This is a genomic window from Streptomyces sp. NPDC050738 (assembly GCF_040654175.1).
Classification (GTDB): domain Bacteria; phylum Actinomycetota; class Actinomycetes; order Streptomycetales; family Streptomycetaceae; genus Streptomyces.
On sequence record NZ_JBFAHN010000008.1, the window covers coordinates 308197 to 333976 of the forward strand.

Consider the following 25780-nt stretch of genomic DNA (forward strand, 5'->3'; position numbering starts at 1 on the left):
ACGACCCCCGGACCCCGGCCGGACAAGCGCGCCGCCCCGGGTGATGAGGGCGGACACCGCGTGAAGTACCGGAGCGAATCGGGCAAATAGGGTTCGGCCTACGCTCCCACGACGTCACCGCATCACCAGAAGAGCCTAAGCTTTCTCAGGCCTCCGTGGACACGTGATGTAGTCCTCAATCCGGACTCACCGGACACGATCCGGACTCGGCCGGGTCCCGCTGAGTCCGGCCGAGTCCCCGGGGCCGCCGGCTCAGTCGAGCCGGCGAGCGGTCCCGAGCAGCCCGGTTTCCGCGTCGGTGGGCGTGGTCATGACGTATTTACGGTGCTTCCGGGTCGACCAGAGCGCCACATTGTCGGAGAGCGTCGGCAGTACTTCCAGATCGGACTGGGGAATGCCGAGGGTCTCCCGTACGAGAACGGTCTCCTGCGGGGAGATCCGCTGGATCCCGACCAGATTCGCCTGGGACAGCCATCTCGGTCCGTACTCACCGATAAACGGCAGAACGGTCACCACGGCCTGCCACGGCAGGGACGAGACGCGCCCGCGCGGCGGACGCACACCACAGTCGCGGATCAGGACAACAGGGCTGGAAACGGACGGCCCTTGGGCGGGCACCTGGCCCACCGGGTAGACGGTGACGCACTGCTGGCCGCCACCCGCCACCTGTGCGAGCTGCGCCCACGCCTGCGGGCGGCCGGTCTCCACGGCGACGCGTGCGCCGGTCGCGGCGGCGCGCAGCGCGAGGACCTGCGACATCCACAGACCGCCGACGAGTACGACGTCGAAGCGGGTCGGCCGCGCCAGGCCGAGTACGGCCGGCATGTTCTCGGTGTCCGTACCGATGACCACGCCGTCGTCGCCGATCGGCAGGGAGATCGCGGAGATCTCCTCGGCGGCGATCAGATGACGGTTGCGGCGCGGGCCGCGGAGTCCGAACCCCGGGGCGAAGATGCGCCGTTGCTGCGGGGCGGCCTCCGGCGGCTGGAAGACGGGGATCAGCCCGGTGTCGCCCGGGGCGGCCACGTGGGCGGGCCTGCGCTGCTCCGGAGGGGCGGGAGCGGGAGCGGAGAAAGACATCAGTACGTACCTCCCAGCGGCAGCGTGGCGAGCATTCCGGGCACCTGTTCCCGGTCGAGACGGACCAGGCCGACCTTGGCGGTGTTGGCCGAGCGCTCCAGCTCCTGGCGGATGTTGGTGAGTTCGTCCTCGCCGCGGCCGGTGATCCGGACGTGGCCGGTCAGCGACGTGCCGCGGTTGCCCGCCCGGCTGAGCGTCATCGAGAAGGTCGATGCGAGCACCGGCATCGAGGTGAACTGCGTGACCAGCTGCGGCAGGGCGATCCCGCCCTGGCCGAGCTGCGGCCACTTCGAGATCCAGTACGTGGAGTGCCAGCGGTCGTCCACGCGCCAGTTGCGTACGGACTCGGCGGTACGGCGCTGCGCCGGACCCCCGTTCTGTCCGCGCTGGGCATTGGCCCGCGGGTTGAGGCAGCTGGACGTCGCGATCGCCTGGACGAGTTCGGCCTCGTCGAGGATCGTCGCCTCGAAGCCCGCACCCGCGAGCCGGCTGACCAACTGGTCGGCGACGCGCAGCAGCGCGCGCTGGGCGCCGGGCACCCCGTCGCCACGGGCCTCGACGGCCTCCGGGCACAGCTCGGGGTCGAGCTTGAGCGCGACCCAGGTCAGCCGCAGCGCGGGAGAACCGGCCTGCGCCTGCACGGGAGCGTACGACCGCGCGGCAACCGACTGCGGAGGCAGATGCGGGGCCGGCGCGGGCTGGGTGTGCTGGACGACCTGCGCGGAGGCGAGCTTGATGCCGTCGACCTCAAGGGCCTCCTGCACCAGATCCAGCGGCAGTTGACGCCGGCCGACGGACGGCCGCAGCGGCTCGTCACCGGGCTGGACGAAAAGGACGGCCGTCAAAAAGGTGCCGTCCCCGATCATCCCGATCGAGCGGTCGTCGCGCGAGACGAAGCTGTAGGTGCGCAGGGCCGGATCGCATTCCACGGCGGGCGCCAGCCACGGCTCCGTACCCGGCGGAACAGGCAGTTTGGCCGCGCGCTGGCGGCGCTTGAGGGCGCGGGTCGTGTCGTACCACTCGACGAGCGGACGGTGGTGCAGCCGGAGCACCGCGAAGAGCAGCAGCACGGCGGCCACCACGACCGCGGGTGCGAGCAGCCACTTTTCGGTGACCCAGGCGCCGACCACGAGAGCGGCCGCAACCTCGAGCAGCACGAGCTGCTGAAGCCGGAGCGGGCCGATGCCGCCGGGCCTCGGCAAGGTGCGCGGAGACGCGGCCGAGGGGGCCGGAGGGGTCGGTGCCGGTGCCGGTTGTGGTGCGCGGCGATCACGTCGAGAGCGGGTAGCGCTGGTCATCCCCCGGGACATCCCTTTCCGAAGCGGTGCCTTCTCAGCGACCCTCTGCTGGGGCCTCGCTGGGTCCTCCGCGTCGCTCGCAGATGTGAAGCAAGAGACGCATGCGAATGGTCACCGTACAACCCCCGGCACCTCGCAGGGGCAAGCGGGCAGGGCATAGTAGGGGCCTGCTCGGCTTCACACAGGCCTTAAGTACGACGCGAAACGGGGAGAACCGGCACACATGGCAACGCGTAAGGATGAGCTCAGTGCGTACTCGTTCGCTCGCAAGCGCACAGTGGCGGCGTTCCTCGCGCCGTCGCCGGGCGGTTCCGAGGAAGGTGCGCCGCGTCCGCTGAAGACGGTCATGCCCAGCCTGATCGTGGGGGTGGTCCTGGTCGTGGGCTGCGTCGGCTGGGGCGTGATCAAGCCGTCCGCGCCCAAGGGCTGGGACGAGCCGGGGAAGTACATCATCGTGGACTCGGACTCCACGACCCGTTATGTCGTCCTTCCGGACAAGGGCCCCGGCGGCAAGGTGACGCCCACGCTCCACCCGGTCCTCAACTACGCCTCGGCCAAGCTGCTGCTCGACAAGGGCAAGGGCGAGGTCCTGGAGGTCAAGGGCTCGGAGATCGACAAGAGCGGTATCGCGCACGGTGCGACGCTCGGTGTTCCGTACGCTCCCGACCGGCTGCCCACCGCGGCCGACGCGGAGAAGGCGAAGGTCTGGGCGGTCTGCGAGCGTCCGGCGGTCGGCACGAGCATGAACATCGACCGTGCGGTCTTCGTGCTGAACGAGAAGGACGCCTCGGCCGTGACGGATCCGGCGAAGGGCGCGCTGGGTCCCGCCGACGTTCTGTACGTCGTCGACTCCACGACCGAGAAGCAGTACATCGTGGACAGCAAGGGCACGCGCTTCGAAGTGGGTCATGCGCCCGCGGTCGCCGGTACGCCGGCGGGCATCAGGCAGGACCAGCTGACCACGGCCGTCATGGGTGGCGCACCCAACCCGCAGCGGGTCAGTAAGGAGTGGCTGGACTCGCTGAACAAGGGCGTCGACATCGACTTCCCGGCGGTTCCGGGGCAGGGCGAGACGACCAGCGTGCCGAAGATGCCTCAGAACGCCCAGAAGGTGGGCCAGGTCCTCCAGTCGCAGGATGCGCAGGGCACACAGTTCTACGTGGTCCTTCAGGACCACGTCGCAGTGGTGTCCCCCTTCGTCGCACAGCTGCTCAGGGGTGTCCCGGGCGCGTCCCAGCTGTATGCGGACGGCTCGACGGACCCCGTCAAGGTGAATGCGGGGGACATGATCACGGCCAACGGCGGCCGGGCCACTTCCTTCTACGGCAACAAGGGCTGGCCGAAGGCGGCTCCGAAGTGGGCCAACACCTCGGAACCGGCGGCAGGCCTGAAGGCACGCAATACCGCGTGCAGCGTCTACAAGGGCACGATCGCGGGCGGCAAGGCCCCGGAGCTGACGGCGTGGGCCGGGTCCGCGTATCCGAAGAACGTGGTGGCCGACTCGCTCAACGCCTTTGTCTCCTCCGGTTCCGGGCTGCTCTTCCAGGAGGTCAGCGGCACGGTGGCCGGCGGCGGGGCGACGTATCTGCTGACGGACACCGGACTGCGCTATGCGCTGCCCGCGACCAATGACTCCACGGCGGACAAGAGCAAGTCCACGACCGCGAACTCGTCCTCGTCCTCGTCCTCGACCGGGGAGGACGCCTCGGAGACGGACAAGGCGCGGACGCGGCTGGGGTACGAAAAGGTCGCCCTGGTGGCGCCCGTGCCTGCGACCTGGGCCGAATTCATCCCCAAGGGGCCGACGCTCGACACGGGCGCGGCAAGCCAGCCGCAGAGCCAGTGAGACCAACAGGCCTACCGGCGTGGCGACTTGGGCATGTTCACTGCAAGCCGGTCACGTGTCTGTGTGAAATCTGTAACTGATCGCATCTGCCCATAGCTGTGTGACAGACGGACGATAGAGTGAGCACAGAGCTCATTGACGTGAAGCTTATTCCGGGGGCTGACAACGGCTACCCGGTCACCAACAAAGCATGGGGGAAGGTGCACCATGGCCGGCCAGTTTCAGGTAACTGAGGACGAACTCCACGTCCTCTCGGGGAAGATCGACACGGTTCGCGGTCAGATCCAGGGCGAGATCTCGCGGCTCAACGGCGTGATCGACCAGATCGCGTCCGGATGGAAGGGCGAGGCGGCGACCTCGTACCACCAGCTGCAGAACCGTTGGAACGAAGACGCTCGCAAGATGAACGGCATCCTGGGCGACATCAAGGACGCCGTGGACTCGACGCGTACGAACTACAACGCGTCCGAGGACCAGCAGAACTCGGAGATCAGCAAGATCATGTCCGACTTCGGCTGATCTGCCCGCTCTTCACTGCACTGCCATCGAACGTTCAGACTTCCTTCTTCTGTAAAGGAGCATTGACGATGCCCATTCTCGTCAATTTCGCCACCATCACCCAGGCGTCGCAGGACGTCCAGGCCACCGCTGGTCGCATCAAGCAGCAGCTCGATGACCTGGAGGCGTCCGTCAAGCGCGTCGCCAACACCTGGGAAGGCGAGGCCCAGCAGGGCTACCAGGCCAAGCAGCAGCAGTGGGACACCACCGCCGCCGACCTGCACACCACCCTGCTGAAGATCTCTTCCGCGCTGCAGAACTCGGCCGACAACTACCAGGCGACGGAGAAGAGCAACGCCGCCACCTGGGGCTGAGCAAGCCATGGACATGGGTCGACCCGGTCAGCACTGCTGCCGGGTCGACCCATGTCTGTCGACACACGCACTTCCCGCTCTTTCTGCTCCTTCCGTAATTCCCGATGACCCATCTCCGCATGCTCCGAAAGCCCTGGGAGTCCTGAACATGGGGGTCCTGATGCCCCGTACGAGTGGAACCCGCGCACTGCAGCGGGTCTTTGGCGTCCTCGCGGCCACAGGCGTCTGCCTGACAGCCGCCTCCGGCGCCACCGCCCATGCCGACGACAAGAAGAAGACGGACTTCGGCCTGACCTCCAGCTCCGAATGTGTCTTCGGCGGCGGAAACATCAAGTCCACACCGTGGTCGCTCCAGCGCATCCTCCTTGACCAGCTCCGCGAGGAGTCGACGGGTAAGGGCGTCACGGTTGCGGTCATCGACACGGGTGTCGACAAGTCGAACCCCCAGCTCACGAATGCGATCGCCCCCGGCGGCAAGGACTTCGTAGGAAGCACGGGCGGCATACGCGACAACGAGGGCCACGGCACCCGGGTCGCGGGCATCATCGCCGCGCGCCCGCAGCCGGGTACGGGCTTCGCGGGCATCGCTCCGGACGCCAAGATTCTCCCGATCCGCTACACGGGCGGCGAGGACGAGAAGAAAAAGGGCACGTCGAAGACGATGTACCAGGCGATCGACTACGCGGTCGCCAAGGGTGCCCGGATCATCAACATCAGCTCGGACACGGTGGGACGCCAGGACAACGCAGATCTGCGGGCGTCTGTCGGGCGAGCGGTCAACGCCGGCGCCCTGATCGTCGCGGCCGCGGGCAACGACGGCCAGAGCGGCGAGTCGGCGGACACCTACCCGGCGTCGTACGAGGGCGTACTGGCGGTCGCGGCCTCGGACCGCAACGACGAGCGGGCCTTCTTCTCGCAGCCGGGCAAGTTCGTGGACGTGGCGGCCCCCGGCGTAGGCATGGTCTCGACGGTCCCCAAGGGCGGCCAGTGCACGGCCGACGGCACGAGCTTCGCGGCTCCGTACGTGGCCGGGGTGGCAGCTCTGCTGAAGTCCAAGCACCCGGACTGGAACGCGAAGCAGATCACCACGCGCATCGAGGAATCCGCGAAGCGCACGGGCCGGGGTGCGAACCCGTTCCTCGGCTGGGGCGTAGTGGACCCGATCGCGGCACTCGGCGACGACTCCGAACCTGCCGAGAACGCGGTCGAGGACCCCAAGCGCGATCTGGTGGCGGGCCAGGTGGTCCCGATGGAGGTCACGATGGGCGAGAGCCAATCGGAACGCGACCAGCGGACCGCGATGTACGTGATGGGCGGATCGCTGATGCTGGTGCTGACGGTGGCCGGCAGCGGTGTGGTGGTCCGTGACTGGCGGCGGAAGCAGGGGCGTACGGCGGGCACGGGTTCGCTGTAGCAGCCGGCTGCTGGCCGAGTTGAGCAACAAAGACATATAGGTAACAGGGGAGAGGAAACGGGGATATGGCGGGCGACGGCAGCGGGATGCGGGTCGATCTGAGTGCGATGGATGAGGTCATCCGGAAGCTCTGGGGTCTGCTCGACGACATGGACACGGCGGGGACGGCGGCGAAGTACAACACGGAGATTCCTCCGACGGCGCTGGGCCATGAGTCCTTCAAGGAAGCTGCGAAGCTCCATGGGGCACATGGCGAGATGAAGACCAACATCGAAGCGATGATCAAAAAGCTGCACGGCCTGATCGACGAGTTCGGCACCAGCACCTCGAAGGTCAGGGACAAGTACAGCGAGCAGGAAAACGCCAACAAGACGCAAATGGGGGGCAGCTCCGGTGGCCCCAAGACGAAGCCCGGACTTGAGTAAGCGAATTCCCGGCAAGGGCCACTAACGGAGGGGAAGTTCCATGGCATACGGATACACGACACCTCAGCAGCAAGAGCAAATCCGCCAGGCTAATGAGGCACGGCTCCAGAAGGAGCACGACGAGAAGCTGGAAGAGCAGCCGAATGGCGGGAAGGGCCGCCACACCGGGCTGGAAACCAACTTCATGGAGTACTCGATCAAGGGCTTGAAGCGCATGGTCGAGGATGCGGACCCTGGCAAGCTCTACGAGATCAGCCAGCACTGGAAGTCGGTGCACAACACCCTTTCGGGTGGCGATGGCGGGAACACGGGCGGGGTGGACACCGTGTCTGCCGGCGGCAGTGTCGCCGGGATGTTGGATGCCGCAGTCAAGAACGTACTGGAGCACTGGGAAGGGCAGGCTGCGCAAGCTTTCCAGAGGAAGGCCCAGGAAGTCTCCACCGGTATTCGCAACGCTGCGGCGTACGCCAGCTTGACCTCCGGGCAGATGGAAGCAGTACAGAACGACCTGCGCCAGGCCAAGGAGACGATGCGGGACATCAAGGAGCCCGGCTTCTGGGACAAGGTCGGCGACAAGCTGTCCGACTATGATCGCGACGATTCGCAGATGCAGAAAGACCTTGCGAACGGCGTCGACCCGAAGGCTGCGGCCGCGGCGAACGCAGACAGGTTGTCTGCGACGAAGGAGCGGCAGCTGCAGGCCGTTTCCGTGATGGAGAGTCTGGGATCGAACTACCAGACGTATGCAAAGAACATCACCGAGAACGGTCAGATCGACCATACGAAGCCGATCACGCCCCCGGACAAGCCGATCGTGACGCCCCCGCCGGTCCACATCCCGTCCTCCAATGGCAAGGGGCCGGGCAAGGCAGGTACGACGGACAAGTGGAGTTCGGGCCAGGTCAAGCCCGTGCAAGTCGCTCCGACGGTTCCGCACGAATCGAACATTCCGGGAGCCCACACGCTCCCGTCGAACGGCACGCACAGCGGCAACACGTACAACCCGCCGTCAGTCGGAACCAACGTCGACGGCATCACCTCGCCGCCCAGCACGGGCATCGGCAGCGGTGGCATCGGTGGCGGAGTCGGTAGCGGTGGTGGCGGCGGTGGGATCGGCACAGGCGGCCTCGGTGGTGGCGGCCTTGGGGGATCCAGCGGTGCTGGATTCGGCGGTGCCGGCTCCACCGGACTTGTAGGCGGAGCGGGAGCTGCAGGCGCCGGGCGCGGTGCCGGCGGCGCTGGAGCAGCGGGTGCTGGTCGCGGTGCTGCCGGAGGTCGCGGCATGGGTGGCGGTGGCATGGGCGGCGGTGGCGGCGCACGTGGCGGCGCTTCCGGCGCAGGTGGCCGTGGGGCACTTGCCCGGGCTCGTGGAGGCGCAGTCGGCGCAGCCAAGGGAATCGCCAACAAGGGCACAGGCGCAGGCTCCGGTCTGCACGGCAGCCGAGGCGGTTCGCAGCGTGGCGCTACGGGCGCCGGTGGTATGGGCGGAGCGGCCGGCCGCGGCAAGGGCAAGAAGGGCCAGGGCGAGGGCAGCGACCGTCCCGATTACCTGGTCGAGGACGAGGAGACCTGGATCTCCGAAGAGCAGGGGCGGATCGTGCCGCCGACCATCCAGTAGATGAGTACGCAGCCCACCCGGCGAGTGCTGGGTGGGCTGCTTGCTGGGGGCTGGCGTTACCAGTTGCAGTTGAGTGAGGAGCAAGGAATGGGTATCAAGCGAGTCTGGTCCACGACAGGAGTTGTGGCCTTGACGGGAGCCTTGCTCCTCAGTTCGGCCAGTACTGCGTCGGCGGACTACATCCGAGACCGGCAGTGGATGCTGCCCGTGTTCAATGTCAACAAGGTCTGGACCGAGTCTCAGGGCGCGGGTGTGATCGTTGCAGTCGTCGACTCCGGAGTGGACAGCAAGCATCCTGACCTGACCGGGCAGGTGCTGCCGGGCAAGGACTTCACGACGGCAGGCAACCCGCACCAGGACCAATTGGGCCATGGCACCGCGATGGCGGGAATCATTGCCGGTCACGGGCACGGGGCCAACAACGCTGATGGCGTGATGGGGTTGGCGCCGAAGGCAAAGATCCTCCCGTTGCGTGTTGCCGCACCTGGCCAGAAATACCTGCAGGACGACTGGGCCCCCGCAGTCCGCTATGCGGTGGACCAAGGGGCCAAGGTAATCAACCTTTCCTTCACGGATACGGGGACTACCCCAGGATCTGCTGGAGCTGAGGCAATCGCATACGCCCAACAGCACGACGTCATCGTGGTGGGCGGGTCGGGCAATGACGGCGTGGACACCGTGAGCCTGCCGGCTGCAGCACCCGGCGTGGTTTCTGTCGGCGCGGTCGACAAGTCGCTGAAGGTCTGGGCGGATTCCAACTACGGCAAGGGCTTGACCCTGACGGCCCCTGGCGTCGCGAACACGACGGCCAATCCCACGGAATCCATTGGCTATGCGGAGACAGACGGCACGTCGGACTCGACTGCGTTCGTCTCGGCGGAAGCAGCGCTCATCCGCGCCAAGTTCCCCAACCTGACAGCCGGACAGGTCATCAACCGCATGATCAAGTCGGCAAAGCCCGCAGGCGCCGGCAACGGCAAGACCGCAGACAAGTTCTACGGATACGGCATCATCCGCCCGTACTCGTCGCTCACCATGGACATCCCCGCCGGACCAAAGGAAGGCCCGCTAGCCCAGGCTCCGGTGGCTTCCAAGTCCGCTGATTCGCCGGGCAAGAGCGAGGCGCCCGCGAAGACCGGGGATGACACTTCCGCTTCGAAGGACTCCTCTTCGGGCTCCATGATCGCCATCGTCGGGGGCATCGCGGCGGTCGTCGTCATCGGCATCGTCATTGCAATCATCGTGAACCGACGCAACCGTGGTGGCCGAAGCGGCCCCGGCGGCGGAACTCCTGCCCAGGGCCACGGCGGCTACCCGAACCAGCCTCAGTACCCGTCCAATGCGCCTGGTCAGGCTCCACAAAACCCGGATCTGTACTCGCAGCAACCCCCGCAGGGCTATTCCCAACAGCCTCCGTACCAGGGCCAGTAGGGTCGCAGGCGTTCCAATTTGAATGACAGAGTACTGCGGACGCTCACTTAGCATGGCGGCGTGCGGGCCTCTTGCGATGGTAAGGGGCGGACCGCGGCTCCGTGCTCCCTTGCCGATTGCATTCACTGGGCGGAGACAGGCGCCCCGGTGCGCTCCTATAAGGTGCGTATAAACCCGAAGAGGTCCGGTGTTCCGAGAAGTTCGGATCTGAGCCGATCATGCGTGCTGACGGGGGACCCTCCCTTGATCGACTTGCTCCCCGGGCCAAGCGGGTTGGACCGACCGTGAGTTGAGTCCCGCATTCGGGACATTGTGCAAGGAGGTGCTCATGTCCTACCCGACGCCACCCGGGAATTCGGGCCATGCGAATCCGTACGGGCAACAGCCCCAGTATGGAGCTTGGCAGTCACAGGGGCCTGTCCCGGGCGGCAATCAGCCGCCGATTCCGGGTCGCCCTCCTGGAATGCCGCCGACTCCTCCTCCGATCCATACGCCTCCCACGCGCGGCAGCGGCGTTCGGCGCGGATTCGGTGTCGCTATTGCCCTCGTCGGCGTACTTGTCCTTGCCTGCGGAGGCGCACTCGCCGACCATGCGTACAGCAATAGCCGACAGGACATCCCCAACTCCAGCTACGGGCTTTCGCTGTGGAAGAACGAGTCGGCCGATGACCTCTTCCCGGACACCCTCGGTGGCAGGGACGCGGGTTTCAAGGCGGATCCCGGACGTGTGCAGTGGCATCGGCTCGGGGTGTCCCAGGACACCTCGTGCGACAAAGGATTGAGCGCGCTGACGCTGAAGAAGGCGAAAGAGCTGGGATGTGAGGCCGCGCCCCGTGCCACGTATGTCGACCCCACGGGTAACACCGTTGTGACGGTGGCGCTCATGGTGATTCCCGGAGCGGAGTCCAAGCGGTCGGACATGAACGACTTCTTCGAAGGCAGGGAGGGTCTCGAAGCGGCTGTGCATGCGTTGCCCGTAAGCGGAACGCTTGCCGCCGGCTGGAGCGATGCGAGGCGCAGCGGTTCGGACCTGCTGCCCGTAGCGGGCGACAACATGCCCTACGTTGTCGCAGCCGTTGCTGGTGCGGCAGACGGCCGGGTTGCTGGAAATCTTCCTGGTACCTGGGGTGCGGGCGACCTCAACGGCCGTATGGACAGGACAGCTTGGCGCGGTGCGGCGCGTGATCTCGCCAGCAGGTTTCTCACACACATCGATGACCTTCAGTTGGGCGGCTCGAAGTGAGCATTCGGTATGTAAAGAATGCAGTAGCTGCTCTGTCGCTGAGTGGCCTTCTCTTCGCGGCGTCCGTGGAGTCGGCGGCTGCCGCCGCCCCCATTCCCGGCGGCTGGGAGGCGAGTGCGCTGGGTCTCCCGGCAACGCAGAAGATCAGTCAGGGGGCAGGAGTCACCGTCGCGGTACTGGACTCCGGCGTCCTTGCCAGCCACCCCGCGGTCAAGGGGAGGGTGACCACTGGACCTGATTTCTTCAAGGACGGCCTGGATGAGAGCAGCCCTAAGTGGGGCGTGCACGGTACGGCGATGGCGTCGGATGTTCTGAAGGTCGCGCCGCAGGCAAAAATCTTGTCGATCAGGGTCCTCGACGAAAGCCATGAGGTTCGGGACAAGATCAAGGAGGGCCCGAACCCGCTCACAGAGGGCATCGACTATGCGGTGGCCCATGGCGCCAAGGTGATCTCGATGTCGCTTGGGGACCAGTTCGGTCTATACAGCGACTCGGTGACGGAGTCCATCGGCTACGCGGTGAGCCATGGGGTAATCCTCGTGGCGTCTGCGGGCAACAGCGGAGACGAGGGCAATGACGGTGGCTTCCCTGCCGGTTACCCCAGCGTGATCTCAGTCGCTGCGACACAGCAGGGCGGAGGCCACGCGGACTTCTCGACCGTAAGAACTCACAATGCGGTCGCCGCTCCTGGCGTGGGCATCACCAACGCGAGGAAGGCGGGCGGTTTCACGAAGGGCGATGGAACCTCCCCGGCTGCGGCGCTGACGTCCGGCGTCGTAGCGCTGATGCTCTCCCACAACGCGAAACTCACGCCTGCTCAGACGCGTTCGATCCTGACCGGTACGGCTCACCATCCGGCGGGTGGCTTCAATGCGCTCGTCGGGTACGGCCAGATCAACGCCGCGGCTGCCGTGAAGGCGGCGGGCAATCCGCCTGCGGACAGGACGGCAGCGGTGCCGTACCGGGGCAAGGAGCATCTCGCGGCGACGGACGATGTCTCGAAGACCAGCCATCCGCCGATGGAGCAGGGGCTTTGGATCGGCGGTCTTGGTGTCGCTGGGGTTGGCGCCCTGATGCTGATCGTGGGTCTGCTCATGGCGCTGCTGCGCCGACGCAGCGGAGCTGTCGTGGCCGGCCCGGGTGCGCTGCCCAACGGTTTCCCGCCGCAGCCGAATTACCAGGCTCAGGGTCAGCAGCAGCCCGCGAATCCGTACGCGCAACAGCCTCCCTACCAGGGTCAGTAGGCGCGCACCACGCTGTCCGACACCCGCCCCCTCGCTCGTCCGGCCTCGGACAAGGCATGGGGGCGGTGGTGTGTGTCGCTGCGGTCAGGGTCCGCATGGTCATCGGCGGATCTTGCCAGTGGGCGGAGGACCGTAGGGTTCGTGCTTCGCAGAAGAGACTGACTCGGTTGGATCGGAGCATCCGGGCGACGCTGGTACGCAACCTCGATTCTCACCGTGACGAGTGCCGGTTCAGTGGCGGCGGATTCCCCGGTGGTTTCACCAGGGCACTTCGGTGAGCTGAGGCGGTGACGAAGCGTTCAGCGGCCGGTCCGGTACAGCACGCACCGGCGAAGCGGCCCGACCGGAGCGCTCGGGTCGTCGAAGTCGTCGTCCGGGTCCCGGGTCATGCCGAGTCGGCGCATGACCGCCTGGGAGCGGACGTTGTTGACGGTCGTCGACGCGACGATCTCCGTCAGCCCCAGCGTCTCGAAGCCGAACTCCAGGCAGGCGAAGGCGGCTTCGGTCGCGTAACCGTGGCCCCATGCCGAACGCGTCAGCCGCCAGCCCACGTCCACCCCTGTGTAGGGGAGGCCTTCGTCGACCTGGTCCAGGCCGGCCCGGCCGATGAACTCACCTGTGCGCCGCTCTTCCAGAGCCCACCATCCGAAACCCCGGGCGTCGAAATCGGCCTGCATGCGGGCCGCCACGGCATCGCTCTGCTGACGCGTCAGTAGCTCTCCCAGGTGCTCGCGCACCTCGGGATCCGCGTTCATCGCAGCCCACGGTTCCAGGTCGGATTCGCGCCACGGGCGAAGCAGGAGGCGATCGGTGTGCAGTTCTGGCATGCCGGCCAGCCAACGCCAACGTGGCCATGATGTCGATCGGTTTTGTCAGGCGCCGGCGCCGGCGCCGCGGCCCGGCCCGGGGCAACATCTCCGGCAGTGCTCCCATGACACTGGACGACAGCACCAGGTCCTCCAGCATGGTGGGTGACATCTCGCGGGCGACGATCTGAGAGATCGCGGGCGTGTGCCGGAAAATAATGCCGCCTCACCCTAATCTTGTCGTCCATGGCGGACACGACTTCCCTGGCCACGGTGCAGCGCTCGCTCGGCGACCCGCATCTCACCTATCCCCTTTGGCCGCCCCTCACCCGTGGCTGCCCGCAGACCAGTTCACCGGACATGGCCTATCCCGTCGAGGTGGACTACGACTACGCGCGCCTGGCGGCGCACGACTTCCTGCACCCGCGTGCCGTCCCCGTTTCCGCGGATGGCGCGGGCATCCGGGCCAGTGGTGGGCTCGACCGCTGGGCGCCGCTGCTTCCGCCGCTCGCTGCGCCTGGGCTCGGCGAGGGCGGTACCCCGTTGATCGCGCTCAGGGACGGGGTGTTCGTCAAGGACGAGTCCCGTAATCCCACGTGGAGCCATAAGGACCGGCTGAACCGCGTGGCCGTGTCCGCGGCCCACGCCGTCGGCGCACCCGGCATCGTCGTCGCCTCCTCCGGCAACCACGGCGCGTCCGCGGCGGCTTACGCGGCCCGCGCGGGGCTGCGCTGCGTGGTGCTGGGCTCGCCCGACATGTCGCCCGTCGTACACTCGTTCCTCACCGCGTACGGGGCGGTGGTGCTGCCCGTTCCCGTCGCGTCGCGCTGGCCGCTCAGCCGCCGTATCGCCGAACGCTTCGGCTTCCATACGGTCAGCAACCAGACCCCGTTCCACACCGGGCACCCCTTCGGTCCCGAGGGTTACAAGACGGTGGCGTACGAGATCGCGGCCGAACTCGGCGTGCCGGCAGCCGTGTTCATGCCCACGGGCTACGGCGAGTTGCTGTTCGGCGTGGGGAAAGGCTTCGCGGAGCTGCGACGGCTGGGGCTGACCGATCGGGTGCCGCGCCTCTTCAGCTGCGAGCCCACGGCGGGCGGCCCTCTTGCCGCGGCCGTACGCATGGGTGTCCCGGCGACCCGGGTCGAGCTCGGCCCGACCGAGGCGTACGGCATCGACTGCCCGGTCGGCGGCTACCGCGGGGTCCTCGCGCTCAAGGGCAGCGACGGCCGAGCTCTCCTGGTCGACGACCGGCAGATGCGCACCGCGCAGCGGGAACTCGGCGATCAGGGGATGTGGGTCGAACTGTCCGCGGCAGCCGGTCTCGCGGGGCTGCGCTCCCTGGGTGAGGCCGCGTCCGCGTTCGAGGGCCCCGTGGTGTGTATCGCCACGTCTTCCGGATTCAAGGACATCGGGGTGGGCTCCGGCATCGTCACACCGGCGGATCCTGAGTGGGAGGCGGTGGAGCGGGTGCTCCTGGAGGCGGGGTTCGAGGGCTGAGGGCTGGCTGTGCGGCCCTGACGCGCGCCCCTGGTCAGTCGGGAACGTCGCCGCGGCCTCCGGAATCCGGCCGGTGCTCGGCGACCGCCGACCCTGTACGGGCCGCCGCGTTCAGCCGGGCCGCCTGGCGGGTCAAGTGGTTGCGCTCCGCGAGGTTGGGGGCCTGGTGGGCCGCCTCCGCGTACAGCCGTGCCGCCCTCGTCAGGTCGCCGTCGCGCTCGTGGAGGTACGCCGCCACCGCCGCGTGGCGGGGCAGCGAGGCGTCCAGTGCCGCGAGTGCGGCCAGGCCGGCGCGCGGGCCGTCCGACTCGCCCAGCGCCACTGCGCGGTTGAGGCGGACGATGGGGTTGTCGGTGAGGCGTGTGAGCTCGTCGTACCACTCGACGATCTGCACCCAGTCCGTTTCCTCGGCCGTGGGTGCATCCGCGTGCAGCGCCGCGATGGCGGCCTGGGCCTGGAAATCGCCCAACCGGTCGCGGGCGAGCGCTGCTTGGAGGATCGCGACGCCCTCGGCGATCGCGTCCGTGTCCCACCGGCCGCGGTCCTGCTCGGAGAGCGGTACGAGGCTGCCGTCGGGGGCGGTGCGGGCGGCGCGCCGCGCGTGGTGGAGCAGCATCAGGGCGAGCAGGCCCGCCGCCTCGGGGTGATCGACCACGGCCGCGAGCTGGCGGGTGAGGCGGATGGCCTCGGCGGCCAGGTCGATGTCACCGGAGTAGCCCTCGTTGAAGACCAGGTAGAGGACGCGCAGCACCGTGGCCACGTCGCCGGGCTGGTCGAGGCGCACGTCGGAGACCGTGCGTTTGGCCCGGCTGATGCGCTGCGCCATCGTCGCCTCGGGCACCAGGTACGCCTGGGCGATCTGGCGCGTGGTCAGCCCGCCGACCGCGCGCAGCGTCAGCGCGACCGCGGACGACGGGGTCAACGACGGGTGCGCGCACAGGAAGTAGAGCTGCAGTGTGTCGTCCGCCGAGGGCGCGGGCCCCGGCACCGGTTCCTCGTCGACGGCTTCCTCGCGCCGGCGGCGGGCCGTGTCCGCCCGCGCCGCGTCGATGAACCGGCGCCAGGCCACGGTGATCAGCCAGGCCATCGGGTCCCGAGGAGCGTCGGAGGGCCAGACACGGACCGCCTCGATCAGGGCCTCCTGCACGGCGTCCTCGGCCGCCGCGAAGTCGGCTCCGCGGCGGACGAGGATCCCGAGCACTTTCGGGGTGAGGCTCCGGAGCTGGGCCTCGTTCACTGATGGAAGCACTCCGTGATGGTGGGGTGCGCGCCCAGGAACGGGCGCAGTTCCAGCCACTCGTGGATCGGCTTCCCGCCCGCCCCCGGGGCCGCCGACAGTTCCCCGGCCAGCTCGACGGCGCGCTCGTAGCTGTCGACGTCGATCACCATCCAGCCGGCGATGAGGTCCTTGGTCTCGGCGAACGGGCCGTCGGTGACCGGCGGGCGCCCCTCGCCGTCGTACCTGACCCACGTCCCCTCGGGGGCGAGGGCCTGACCGTCGACGTACTCGCCGGTCTTCTCGATCCGGGCCGCGAAGTCGTTCATGTACTGCAGGTGCGCCGAGATCTCCTCCGGCGTCCACTGGTCCATCGGTGCGTCGTTGACCGTGGGCGGCGCGCCCCGGTAGTGCTTGAGCATCAGGTACTTGGCCATTGTGAGCCTCCTCGCTGGTGCGCCCCATTGTGGCCGCGTTCACTGCGGGGACGGAGCCGGGCACGCGATCTCGACATCCCCGGCCGAGGAATTTTTGCCGGAGTTACGAGACGGTCCACCGCGCTCTAGTGGATACGACTGAATCTGTACCGTTGCGGCGCCCGGGGGCGCGTGTCTGCGGCGCACCTGGGCCCGGGCTCCCGAGGGTGGGGCCATGAGAAATGCGCGCGCGAACGTCCTTCGTGCCCTCCGTGTGCCCGCGGCGACCGCCATGGGCGCGATCGTGGTCGTCGGAGTCTGTGGTCCGGCCGTCGCCGACCCGCTGCCCGACGGCCTGGGTCCGTGTCTGGGGAGCAACTGCCCGGATCCGTACCCCGACAACAACAACGGCGGCCTCGCCGGGCGCGACAACAACATCAACATCTTCGTCGGCGGCGACTTTCTCGTCCGGCGGGCGGCTGCCGAGGCGGAGGGCAAGGTCGTGGTCGTCGGCGACTTCGACCAGGACAAGGACGCGAGCGCTTCGGCGCTCTACAACGTGGGCGTCGCGGGCGTCGGCTCGCGCGTGCCGCCCGACGACGGCACCGACTTCCTCACCGTCGGCGGGGACGTCACCATCGCATCGGGCGAGCGGGTCGCGGTCGAGGACGCCTCGGCGAGCGGCTATGTCCGCTACGCGGGATCGCTCTCCGGCACCGTCGAGACGAAGACCGCCGCCGACAAGGACGCGATCGCCCCGTACGCGTCGCTGCGTCAGCATCTCACCGACGCCAGCCACTGCTACGCCTACGACGGCGGCGCCCGCCGCACCCCGACCGGTACCGCGGTCAACGACGGCGGGACCACGGTCTTCACCGGCGACGGCAGTTCCGCCATCCAGGTCTTCAGCGTGGACTTCGACCTGGTCAGCACAAGTGGGGGCCAGAGCGGCTACCGCTTCGACAACATCCCGTCGGGTGCCACCGTCCTGGTCAACGTCTATGGCGACGTACGAAAGATCAAGACGTACGAGGCGATGCTGCCCGCGGCCTTGCGTGACCGCCTGCTCTGGAACTTCCCCGATGCCACGACGGTGGGTCTCGAAGGGACCGGCCAGTTCTCCGGGAGCGTCCTCGCCGGCAATCAGGCCGGCACCACGACGGTGACCCTGCCCGGCGTGAACGGCCGGTTCTTCACGGTCGGATCGCTGACGCACGCCTCGGATCCCTCGGGGGGCGGGGGCCAGGAGTTCCATGCGTACCCGTTCAACGGCGACCTGCCGACGTGCGATGACAACACGCAGCCGACTCCCACTCCCACGCCGACCCCCACGCCGACTCCTTCTCCCACGCCGACTCCTACTCCTACTCCCACCCCTACTCCGAGCCCCTCCGACAGCACGCCCCCGGCGACCAGCGGCGGCACGTCCGGTGGCAGCTCCGGTGGCGTGAGCGGAGGGTCGGGAGACTCGGGCGGTTCCGGGGGCAGTGAGCTCGCCGAGACCGGAGTCTCGGGCGGGGGCGTCGGAGTATTCGGCGGCATCGCGGCGGCCGCGATGGCCGTCGGGGCGGCAGCCGTCGTGGTGTCCCGCCGCAAGCGCGGGGGCGGATCGCAGCGCTGATGCCCATGAGGGGGCCGACTCCGCCCATCGCCCCCTCCCGCACGATTCGCGGCTCCCGGCCCGGCCCGGGGGCCGCGGCGTCGCCGGTCAGGACGGGCCGGGCGACCCAGTGGCCTCAGGGGACTTGGAGTTCGCACCCGCAGAATCGGAGCCGGAGGAGCCGGAGGAGCCGGAGGAGCCGGACCCGGTGAGCGTCGCCACCGCATCCTGGGCCGCGAGCAGGGCGCCCTCGCGGGCTTCCTTCTCCGTGGGGGCGCCCTTCGACTCGAAGTCGCTGCCGTTGAAGGTGACGGTCACCAGTGCATTGGCCGCCCTGACCGTCACCACGGCCTCACGGGTCTGCTGCTTGTCCTTCGTCGTCAGCTTCACCGTCATACGTGCCTGGTCGCCGACGCCTGCCGCCGCCTCGCCCGTGCCGTCCGCCGCGTACGCCTTCTTGGCCGCCGCCTCCGTGTCCTCGATCTCGTACGAGACGTCGAGCCAGCGGTAGTCGTACCCCTTGAGCGCACTCCAGGCGCAGCCCCGCCGCACGTCCCTGTGCGTGACCGACAACTCCTTGCCCGCGCTCTTCGCGCCCGGCACCAGCTTGGCGATCGTCGCCTTCGTCACGGCGGTGCAGGGTGCGGGCGGCTCGGCATACGTCTTCGGCGCGGCGGAAGCCGAGGCATGCGCCTTCGCCGCCGGATGCCCGGCGGCCAGCGGGCCGGACGAGTAGGCCCAGCCTGCGCAGGCGAGGACCACGACCGGTACCAGCCGGGCGGCGAGGGTGACCGGCAAGGGGAGAGAACGCACCGTGTACGTCCCTTGCGTCGAGGGTGGGAGGTGGAAGGTGGCCGTCAGTGTCACACGAGACGCAGGGGTTGCGCGCCCCGCCGAGGCTCTCGGTCAGGAACTGTGCTCCGGGAGTGCCCTGACCGTGATGCGCGCGTAGTCGTAGCCGCTCGGATCGGCCGACGGGTCGTAGGTGACGGTGAAGGTCCTTCGTACGTCGCCGAAGGTGTCGGTGTACGTGTCCTCGGATGCGCCCGTGTGCCGGGGCGCGGCCGTGATCTCGTACGTCCTGAGGAAGTCGTCGACGCTCGAATCCGGGCCGGAGCCGACCTCGTACCGGAGCACGGCGGTGCCGTCCGCCTCGGTCCTGGCATACGTCGGGTCGTAGTAGCGGCCGCCCTCGGGGTGGTGCTGATCGATGTGCATCCCGGCCTTGCGCAGGACCGAATCCTCCGCCCCCGCGCCGTCCGGCGTGAGCAGGGCGACGCCGGCCCATACGGCCACCGCGAGCGTCCACGCCACGCAGGCGGCGAGCGACCAGAGCAGGAGTTTGCGGTGGCGCGGGCGCGTACTCATGTGCGCATTCTGCTGTGCGCGCGGCCCGGGGCGCATGCACTCCCTCGGGTTCGACGCGTATGTACGGGACGCTCGTACGCCTCTGTGGCAGGCTGCGCCGCATGTCGGGAGATCCGTACGACGGCCACAACCCCATCCTCGTGCTCCTGCTGGCCATCGCCGGGCTCATCGCCACGCCATGGCTCGGCATCCGCGGGGTGCTGACGCTGACCCGGGCCGGTGCCGCGTGGACCACGCGCACCGCCCTCAAGGGCGCCGCGCTCCTCGCCTGTGCGGGGATGGTCGGCATGTACACCTGGGGCGTGCTGCACCTCGTCCTTCTCGACGAGAGCCGCCAAATGACCGCTTGCCAGGAGGCGTTGGGGCCTGTCGGGTCCAAGCTTCTCGACGGGTACGAGCCTTCCTTCGTCCCCTTGCAATTCGGGTGTCACACCAAGAGCGGTTGGACGTACGAAGCCGTCGTGCCCGGGTATGTGAATCCCGTGACGGGGATCTTCGGGCTCACCGCCGGGGCCCTGGCACTCGCCGTGCGGTATTCGGGAAGCGGTCCCAGAGGCGGACACCCTCTCGCCCGCGCGGCGGATGCGACCACGACCGGGGGCTGATGCGGGCGGCCCGTCGTGGCGATGAAGCTTGAATTCCTGCTGGTGGAAGGGGAGTTCGGGTGGACCGCTGGGATCGGATCGGGAGGCGTGCGGCCTACGGGGCCGCGTTCGCGCTGACCCCGTATCTCCTGATCAAGGTGTCGTGGGTGGTGGGCTCGCTCCTGGGCGTGGCCCCCGTCGGGGAGGGCTTCGACCTGGCCGGGTGGGTTGTCCTCAACACGGTGACCATCGGCATGGCGGGCATCGGGATCGCGCTCGCGCTCGCCCTGGTCCGGCCGTGGGGGATGCGCATTCCGGGGCGGCTTGTGGTGTTCTGCGCCTGGACCGGGTCCGGGTTCCTCGTGTCGGTGCTGCCCTTTGCCGTGCTCAGTACGCTGCTGGATTCCGCGTCCGGCGACTCGGGCGGGGATGCGGATGCTGCCATGCCGGGCTGGGAGGCGGCGTTGGTCCAGTTCGGTTTCGTGGGGATGGGGCTCGGGCTTGCCCTGGCCCTGCCCGCCTATCTGAGGCGCCGCTGGCCCGAGGCCTTCAGCGGGCGGGTCGGGGACGGCACCCGTGGCACCGTTCCATGGCCCTCCGTCGTCGCGGCCGGTGTCGGACTGGTCTGGATGTACTGGGCAGTTGGCGGCACCGTGGGAATCGCGCACCCTGCCGCACGCGACGCCGACGGGTATCTGCTGACCGGCCTGGGCGCGCTCTGGGCGCTCGCCGGGGCCGCCGCCGTCTGGGCGGTCGCCCGGACCCTCCCGGCCCGGGTTTCCCGTTGGTTTCCTCGTTGGCTTCCGCAGGCGCTCGGCTGGCTCGGGTCGGGCTCGCTGTTCGCGTGGAGCGGCTGGAAACTGCCCCTCACCCTGTACGTGGCCAGCGCCGCCCCGCCGGACATCCGCTTGCCGGAGCATCCCGCGCCGGCCGTCGTCCTGCACCTCGCGGCCGTGACGGCAGGCGCCGGGATGCTGCGGATACTCGTCGCCTCGACCCGGCGGCCGGATTCGGCCCCGGCGCGGGTGATCACACGGTAGACAGGTGTGCGATGACCGGTAGTGAAGAAGCACGACAGCGGGCCATTCTCCATCCGCGCACCGCGGCCGAGCGGTTCCGGCTCGAGTACGCACCCGTGCCCCCCGATCTGGCCCCCTTCCTCGCCGGGTACTGGATCCTCCACTGGGACCTGGACGCACCCCACCGCCAGCGGGTCCTCACATACCCGGTCGTCCACCTCACGTTCGCCACCGGCGGCGAGGCCCAGGTCACCGGCGTCGTCACCGACACCTTCGTCCGGGAGATCTCGGGGGCCGGACGGGTGCTCGGTCTGCGCTTCAGACCCGGCGGAATCCGCCCCTTTCTCGACGGCCCCGTCTCCGCCCTCACCGACCGGGTGCTGGACATCGAGGACGTCTTCGGTCCGGGCGCGCGCACCGTGGCCGACGCCGTGGTCGGCGAGAGCGACGTGCCCGCCGCACTCGAACGCGCGGCCGCGCTCCTCCGCGCCGTCGGACCGGCCCCCGACCCCGCCGTCGACACCGTGGCCGGGCTGGTCGAGGCGGTCGACGGCGATCCGGAACTCCTGCGCACATCCCAGCTCGCCGCCCTCGCCGGCATGAGTACGCGACAACTGCAGCGGCTCTTCGCCGAGTACGTCGGGATCGGGCCCAAGCGGGTCATCAGGCGGGCCCGTATGCAGGAGGCCGCCGCCCGCGCTGCCACCGAACCGCAGGACTGGGCCGCGCTCGCCGCCGATCTCGGCTATGCCGATCAGGCCCACTTCATCCGGGACTTCACCGCATCGGTGGGCATCTCGCCTGCCCAGTACGCGAGTTCGGTGCGTTCCGATCAGTCGTGAGTCCGCCGCAGGATCAGCGAGACGAACCCCCAGGTTTCCCGGTAGACGCGCAGCCACTCCGTGCGCCGCGTGGACGCCAGGGCGAGTGCCTCCTTGCTGTCCGGGTGCGACGGGTTGTCCAGGGCCCAGGTGGAGAGGGATCCCCAGCAGGACCATTCGTAGGCGTCCAGTTCGGCGCGCGAGCTGACGTGGCCGTGGACCGGGGTCCATCCGGCGGCCTCGACCTGCTCCATGGTGGTCGCCAGGTCGGCGAAGTCGCCCAGCATGTCGATGGCTTCGGGGGACGGGGTGCGGTCCCAGAAACCGTCGCCGATCAGGACGTGGCCGCCGGGGGCCAGGTGTCGGTGTGCCGCCTCCAGGGTGGGCAGCAGGCCGCCGAAGGCGTGGGCGGCGCCGACGCTGAGCACCAGGTCGTACGCGTGCGGGGACGTGAAGTCCGCAGCCGACTGCTGGTGGAGCCCGAGGCGGTCGCGTACGCCGAGCCGCTCTGCCGACTGCCCGGCCTGGGTCAGGGCGTCCTCGGAGATGTCGACACCCTCGGCGCGCACCTTCGGGAGCGTGGTCAGGGCGCGCAGGAGCCATTCCCCGCCGCCGCAACCGAGGTCGAGGATGCGTTCGTCACCACGCGGTGCGGCGCGTTCGAGGAGCCGGCGTACGGAATCGTCGTCGATCGGCGACTTGATCGGGTGGTGGGTGTGGGCGATGCGGGAACTCTCTTCACGGTTCACCGGGGCAGCGTGTCAGGGCGGTGGCTGTCGCGCATCCCGAATTCTGGTGGCGGCCTGGCTAATCTCCAACTGCCGCCGTCAGGACGAGAGTTGCCACCGCCACGACCAGCCCGACGAATGGCTGAGCGCGATCACCAACGGCTACGGCATCGCCCTCGCCCTGGAGTCGGCCGCCCGTTTCTACGCCCGCCCCGGCGTGGTCCACCGGCCGGTAGTCAGTACAGCCAGACGCCGAAGGCGGCGATCATCAGGCCCGGGACCAGAAGCAGGCCCGTACCCAGGAGCGCACCGCGCAGCGCCCGGCCGCGCGGGGGCTCGGGGCCGCGCCAGGCGGTGAACGCCGAGTGCAGCCCCAGCAGGGCGAGCGTCGCCCCGACGACCAGGACGAGCGCCACGAAGAAGTCGTCCCAGCCGGGGGAGTGGGAGAAGTGGTGCCCGACCGCGGCCAGAGTGTCCGCGGTGCCGGGGGTGCCTTTCACGTGGAGCCGGTCCTCTTCTTTTCTGCTGCTGCACTGCGCGGGCCGTCCGCTTGCGTCCTCGGATGCCAAACCTCTCCCGGGAAACCGGCCGCCGGGAAGGGAGTTGGGAGTATCCAGAGAGGCCTTGGCGTAGTGAAGGGAGAGCGGTGACGCAGATTTTTCCCGCCGCAGAGGCAAAGTTGAGGCGAGGGCCCGGGTTGACGGGGTTCCTCGCGTGCGGGCGGGGCGCGGCGCTACCCGTGGTCCGGCTTCGAGGCGAGAACGTACCCCTGCGGGCCCTTTTCCAGCGTGTCCGGCTTGCGGATCGCCCGCGTCCGCTCGACCAGCCCCGCATCGTCGAGCAGCCCGGCCACCTGGTCGGGGGACAGCCAGTAGACGTCGAGGTCGAGGTCGTGGCCGTACGCGTGCTCCAGATGAATGAGCCGGTCTCCGCTCTTGAAGGCGAGAAGGAGGTGGGCGCCGGGAGCCATGATGCGATGGAACTCCTCGAAGATCTGAGGGAGTTGTCCAGGCGGTGTGTGGATGATCGAGTACCAGGCGACGACGCCGGCGAGAGATCCGTCCGGGAGGTCCAGGGACGGCAGCGCCCCCTCGTCGAAGCGCAGATGCGGGTACGTCTCGCGCGCCACCGCGACCATCCCCGGCGACAGGTCGATGCCCGAGACGTCGAGGCCGAGGGAGTCCAGAAAGGTCGTGATCCGGCCGGGACCGCAGCCGATGTCGGCGACGGGGCCGTTGCCTCCGGACCGTACGAGCTCGGCGAAAACGGTGAGCATGGCGCGGTCCATCGGGCTCTGCGCCAGCGAGTCGCCGAGGAGCTTCGCGTAGTCGGCCGCGACCGTGTCGTACGAGGCGCGGGTGGTGTGCAGATGGTCCGGCTGATCGGTCATGGGCGGCGAGCGTAGTGCGCGGGCGGTACTCCATGAAGGGGGCACGCACCCCCTTTGCCTGCCCTATGCTCATCGCCGAGAGTGCTGCCGGCGATCACTTGAAGCGGGGGCTTCGCGCAATGTCCCATTGGTTCAATATGCCTTTCTGGTACGGGAATTCGGCAATATCCGGTGGAGCCTGCCATGGCTTCTGACTTCGCGCGGCTGATGAAACAGGATTTCTCGGACGCGGAGGCCTCCTCGAAGGCATGGCGCACACTGTCCACCACCATGGATTCCCTGACGAGCCGTCACAGGGCAAAAGTGACCGGGCCGTTGCATCACTCCTGGAAGGGGGACGACGCCGACAGTGCGCTCTTCTTCCTGGAGGATGTCGAGTCACGGCTGAGTGTGGTCGAGACCGAGGCGATGGCGATCGCGCGCGTCGTGGACACCACGCGGTTCTGGATGGAAGAGGCCCAGACTTCGTTGCGCAACGCCGTACAGCGCGCGGAGGACGACCACTTCAAGGTCGACGGTGACGGCTGGATCTCCGATCCGACCACGGCGGACATCCCGCACAACGACCCCGACGGCCAGCAGGCGATCGCCGACCGCAGCGGGCTGCTCGGTGAGTACCGTCAGCGCATGGAGCAGGCGCTCACCGATGCGCGCAAGGCGAGCGACGACGGGGCGAAGGCGCTCGGCGAACTGAACGGCGACATCCTCACCGACCCGGGCAACAGCGACGCGGCAGCCGAGTCCGCACTCGACACCAAGCGCGCCATGAAGGACCTGGGGATCCAGGACCCGCAGATCCCCAAGGACGACCCGAAGGCGGCAGCGCAGTGGTGGAAAGCGCTCAGCCCGGAGGAGCGGCAGGAGTACACCACGCTGTACCCGAAGGAGATCGGCGCGACGGACGGACTGCCGACGGACGTACGCGACGACGCCAACCGCACCGTCCTCGGACAGGAACTCAATGCCCTCCAGGAGGGCAACTACGACGAGAACTTCCCCGGTGAGAGCGACGAGACCATCAACAAGCGCCTGAACAACGCCGAGTTGCTCAGCGCACGGCTCGACGCGGGCGACGGTGCGCCCAAGGGCAAGGAGCTCTACGTCCTCGGGTACGACTCCAAGGACGACGGGCGGGCCATCGTCGCGATGGGGAACCCGGACACGGCCGCGCACACGGGAGTTCTCGTACCGGGGACGAACGCGAGCATGGAAGGCGTACCGGGGCAGCTCGACCGGATCGACAAGCTGCAGAGCGCCGCCGAGAGGCAGTCCGACGGCAAGCAGGTGGCGATGATCACCTGGCTCGGCTACGACGCCCCGGAGGGGTCCCTGACCGATTTCAACAGCGTCGGGGGGACAGGCAGGGCCGACGATGCCGCTCCGGATCTCCGCCGGTTCATAGCGGGAACGCATGCCTCCCACGACGGATCGCCGAGCCACACCACGGTCATGGGGCACAGCTACGGCTCCACCGTGGTCGGAGCTGCTGCGGCCGGTGGCCACGGACTGGGCGCCGACGACGTGGTGGTGGTCGGAAGCCCCGGGATGACCGTGGAGAAGGCCTCCGATCTGCACATGGACCCGGAGCATGTCTGGGCCGGCGGCGCGCAGGACGACCCCGTCGTGAACAACTTGTCCGACTGGACGCTGGGTCGTGACCCGCTGCTTGGAGCATTCGGTGGAAACAACTTCGAGGTCGACACGCACGGCCACAGCGGCTACTGGGACAGGGACAGCCAGTCGCTCCGCAACCAGGGGGCCATCATCGCCGGAAAGCCGCCCACGGAAGCTCCCAAACAGGGCTACGAGAATCCGGAGACACCCCTTGTCGCGGGCTAGGGCCGGCTTCTTCGGCACCGCC

General features: G+C 68.6%; 25 protein-coding genes and 1 pseudogene. 16 read left to right on the plus strand and 10 right to left on the minus strand.

Going from position 1 to position 25780, the window contains the following annotated elements; translation table 11 throughout:
• Nucleotides 1-252: 252 nt before the first annotated feature.
• Entirely contained in the window at nt 253-1080 is an 828-nt protein-coding gene (locus AB0H78_RS22665; protein ID WP_363236314.1) for a hypothetical protein, read from the minus strand.
• Nucleotides 1080-2378, minus strand: coding sequence for a type VII secretion protein EccE (eccE, locus tag AB0H78_RS22670; RefSeq protein ID WP_363236315.1), 1299 nt, complete (start codon nt 2376-2378; stop codon nt 1080-1082). The genes AB0H78_RS22665 and eccE overlap by 1 nt, the downstream gene beginning before the upstream one ends.
• 223 nt (nt 2379-2601) lie before the next feature.
• Between eccE and eccB the strand changes: the two genes are divergently transcribed.
• The 9 genes from eccB (at nt 2602) to AB0H78_RS22715 (ending at nt 12471) form a co-directional block, all read left to right on the plus strand.
• Nucleotides 2602-4224 carry a type VII secretion protein EccB gene (gene eccB / locus AB0H78_RS22675; RefSeq protein ID WP_363236316.1) on the plus strand — a complete coding sequence of 541 codons (1623 nt, stop codon included), beginning with the start codon at nt 2602-2604 and terminating at the stop codon, nt 4222-4224.
• A gap of 207 nt (nt 4225-4431) precedes the next feature.
• On the plus strand, nt 4432-4743 hold the full coding sequence (locus AB0H78_RS22680; protein ID WP_363236317.1) for a WXG100 family type VII secretion target: 312 nt from the start codon (nt 4432-4434) through the stop codon (nt 4741-4743).
• A 62-nt stretch (nt 4744-4805) separates the two neighbouring features.
• Nucleotides 4806-5096, plus strand: a complete 291-nt coding sequence (locus tag AB0H78_RS22685) for a WXG100 family type VII secretion target (RefSeq protein WP_363236318.1) — start codon at nt 4806-4808, stop codon at nt 5094-5096.
• A 160-nt stretch (nt 5097-5256) separates the two neighbouring features.
• Entirely contained in the window at nt 5257-6510 is a 1254-nt protein-coding gene (gene mycP, locus AB0H78_RS22690; protein WP_363236319.1) for a type VII secretion-associated serine protease mycosin, read from the plus strand.
• Nucleotides 6511-6575: 65 nt separating this feature from the next.
• Nucleotides 6576-6935 (plus strand): hypothetical protein, encoded by a 360-nt coding sequence (locus AB0H78_RS22695; RefSeq protein WP_363236320.1) that lies wholly within the window; start codon nt 6576-6578, stop codon nt 6933-6935.
• Nucleotides 6936-6975: 40 nt separating this feature from the next.
• Nucleotides 6976-8553 (plus strand): hypothetical protein, encoded by a 1578-nt coding sequence (locus AB0H78_RS22700; protein WP_363236321.1) that lies wholly within the window; start codon nt 6976-6978, stop codon nt 8551-8553.
• Nucleotides 8554-9984 carry a S8 family serine peptidase gene (locus AB0H78_RS22705; RefSeq protein ID WP_363236322.1) on the plus strand — a complete coding sequence of 477 codons (1431 nt, stop codon included), beginning with the start codon at nt 8554-8556 and terminating at the stop codon, nt 9982-9984.
• 328 nt (nt 9985-10312) lie between these two features.
• Nucleotides 10313-11227: a hypothetical protein gene (locus AB0H78_RS22710; RefSeq protein ID WP_363236323.1), complete on the plus strand. Its 915-nt coding sequence runs from the start codon at nt 10313-10315 to the stop codon at nt 11225-11227.
• A complete protein-coding gene (locus AB0H78_RS22715; RefSeq protein ID WP_363236324.1) occupies nt 11224-12471 on the plus strand; it encodes a S8 family serine peptidase in 1248 nt (415 codons plus the stop codon). The genes AB0H78_RS22710 and AB0H78_RS22715 overlap by 4 nt, the downstream gene beginning before the upstream one ends.
• 299 nt (nt 12472-12770) lie before the next feature.
• Here the strand turns inward: AB0H78_RS22715 and AB0H78_RS22720 are convergent, their stop codons facing one another.
• A complete protein-coding gene (locus AB0H78_RS22720) occupies nt 12771-13298 on the minus strand; it encodes a GNAT family N-acetyltransferase (RefSeq protein WP_363236325.1) in 528 nt (175 codons plus the stop codon).
• 225 nt (nt 13299-13523) lie between these two features.
• On the opposite strand from AB0H78_RS22720, the gene AB0H78_RS22725 reads away from it, so the two are divergent.
• Nucleotides 13524-14777, plus strand: a complete 1254-nt coding sequence (locus tag AB0H78_RS22725; RefSeq protein WP_363236326.1) for a pyridoxal-phosphate dependent enzyme — start codon at nt 13524-13526, stop codon at nt 14775-14777.
• Between the two features lie 34 nt (nt 14778-14811).
• On the opposite strand, the gene AB0H78_RS22730 is transcribed toward AB0H78_RS22725, so the two are convergent.
• Both AB0H78_RS22730 and AB0H78_RS22735 read right to left on the minus strand, forming a co-directional pair.
• On the minus strand, nt 14812-16014 hold the full coding sequence (locus AB0H78_RS22730; protein ID WP_363236396.1) for a DUF6596 domain-containing protein: 1203 nt from the start codon (nt 16012-16014) through the stop codon (nt 14812-14814).
• A complete protein-coding gene (locus AB0H78_RS22735) occupies nt 16011-16430 on the minus strand; it encodes a YciI family protein (RefSeq protein ID WP_363236327.1) in 420 nt (139 codons plus the stop codon). The genes AB0H78_RS22730 and AB0H78_RS22735 overlap by 4 nt, the downstream gene beginning before the upstream one ends.
• Before the next feature lie 214 nt (nt 16431-16644).
• Between AB0H78_RS22735 and AB0H78_RS22740 the strand changes: the two genes are divergently transcribed.
• Nucleotides 16645-18030 carry a choice-of-anchor A family protein gene (locus AB0H78_RS22740; RefSeq protein WP_363236328.1) on the plus strand — a complete coding sequence of 462 codons (1386 nt, stop codon included), beginning with the start codon at nt 16645-16647 and terminating at the stop codon, nt 18028-18030.
• Nucleotides 18031-18117: 87 nt separating this feature from the next.
• Here AB0H78_RS22740 and AB0H78_RS22745 read toward each other — a convergent pair whose 3' ends face one another.
• Nucleotides 18118-18822 (minus strand): hypothetical protein, encoded by a 705-nt coding sequence (locus AB0H78_RS22745; protein WP_363236329.1) that lies wholly within the window; start codon nt 18820-18822, stop codon nt 18118-18120.
• Nucleotides 18823-18915: 93 nt separating this feature from the next.
• Entirely contained in the window at nt 18916-19377 is a 462-nt protein-coding gene (locus AB0H78_RS22750) for a hypothetical protein (protein ID WP_363236330.1), read from the minus strand.
• A 101-nt stretch (nt 19378-19478) separates the two neighbouring features.
• On the opposite strand from AB0H78_RS22750, the gene AB0H78_RS22755 reads away from it, so the two are divergent.
• The 3 genes from AB0H78_RS22755 to AB0H78_RS22765 are packed head-to-tail and all read left to right on the plus strand — an operon-like array spanning nt 19479 to nt 21822.
• Nucleotides 19479-19982, plus strand: coding sequence for a hypothetical protein (locus tag AB0H78_RS22755; protein WP_363236331.1), 504 nt, complete (start codon nt 19479-19481; stop codon nt 19980-19982).
• 59 nt (nt 19983-20041) lie between these two features.
• Nucleotides 20042-21001, plus strand: coding sequence for a hypothetical protein (locus AB0H78_RS22760; protein WP_363236332.1), 960 nt, complete (start codon nt 20042-20044; stop codon nt 20999-21001).
• Between the two features lie 11 nt (nt 21002-21012).
• Nucleotides 21013-21822, plus strand: coding sequence for a helix-turn-helix transcriptional regulator (locus AB0H78_RS22765; RefSeq protein WP_363236333.1), 810 nt, complete (start codon nt 21013-21015; stop codon nt 21820-21822).
• On the opposite strand, the gene AB0H78_RS22770 is transcribed toward AB0H78_RS22765, so the two are convergent.
• Complete coding sequence (locus tag AB0H78_RS22770) at nt 21813-22550, minus strand: class I SAM-dependent methyltransferase (protein ID WP_363236334.1); 738 nt, start codon at nt 22548-22550, stop codon at nt 21813-21815. The genes AB0H78_RS22765 and AB0H78_RS22770 overlap by 10 nt on opposite strands.
• 103 nt (nt 22551-22653) lie before the next feature.
• Here AB0H78_RS22770 and AB0H78_RS22775 point away from each other — a divergent pair.
• A pseudogene (locus tag AB0H78_RS22775) lies at nt 22654-22764 on the plus strand (LysR family transcriptional regulator); the annotation flags it as partial.
• 1 nt (nt 22765) lies between these two features.
• On the opposite strand, the gene AB0H78_RS22780 reads toward AB0H78_RS22775, so the two are convergent.
• Nucleotides 22766-23029: a hypothetical protein gene (locus AB0H78_RS22780; RefSeq protein ID WP_363236400.1), complete on the minus strand. Its 264-nt coding sequence runs from the start codon at nt 23027-23029 to the stop codon at nt 22766-22768.
• A gap of 233 nt (nt 23030-23262) precedes the next feature.
• Entirely contained in the window at nt 23263-23919 is a 657-nt protein-coding gene (locus tag AB0H78_RS22785) for a methyltransferase domain-containing protein (protein WP_363236335.1), read from the minus strand.
• Between the two features lie 183 nt (nt 23920-24102).
• Between AB0H78_RS22785 and AB0H78_RS22790 the strand changes: the two genes are divergently transcribed.
• Nucleotides 24103-25758, plus strand: coding sequence for an alpha/beta hydrolase (locus AB0H78_RS22790; protein ID WP_363236336.1), 1656 nt, complete (start codon nt 24103-24105; stop codon nt 25756-25758).
• The last annotated feature ends 22 nt before the right edge of the window (nt 25759-25780 follow it).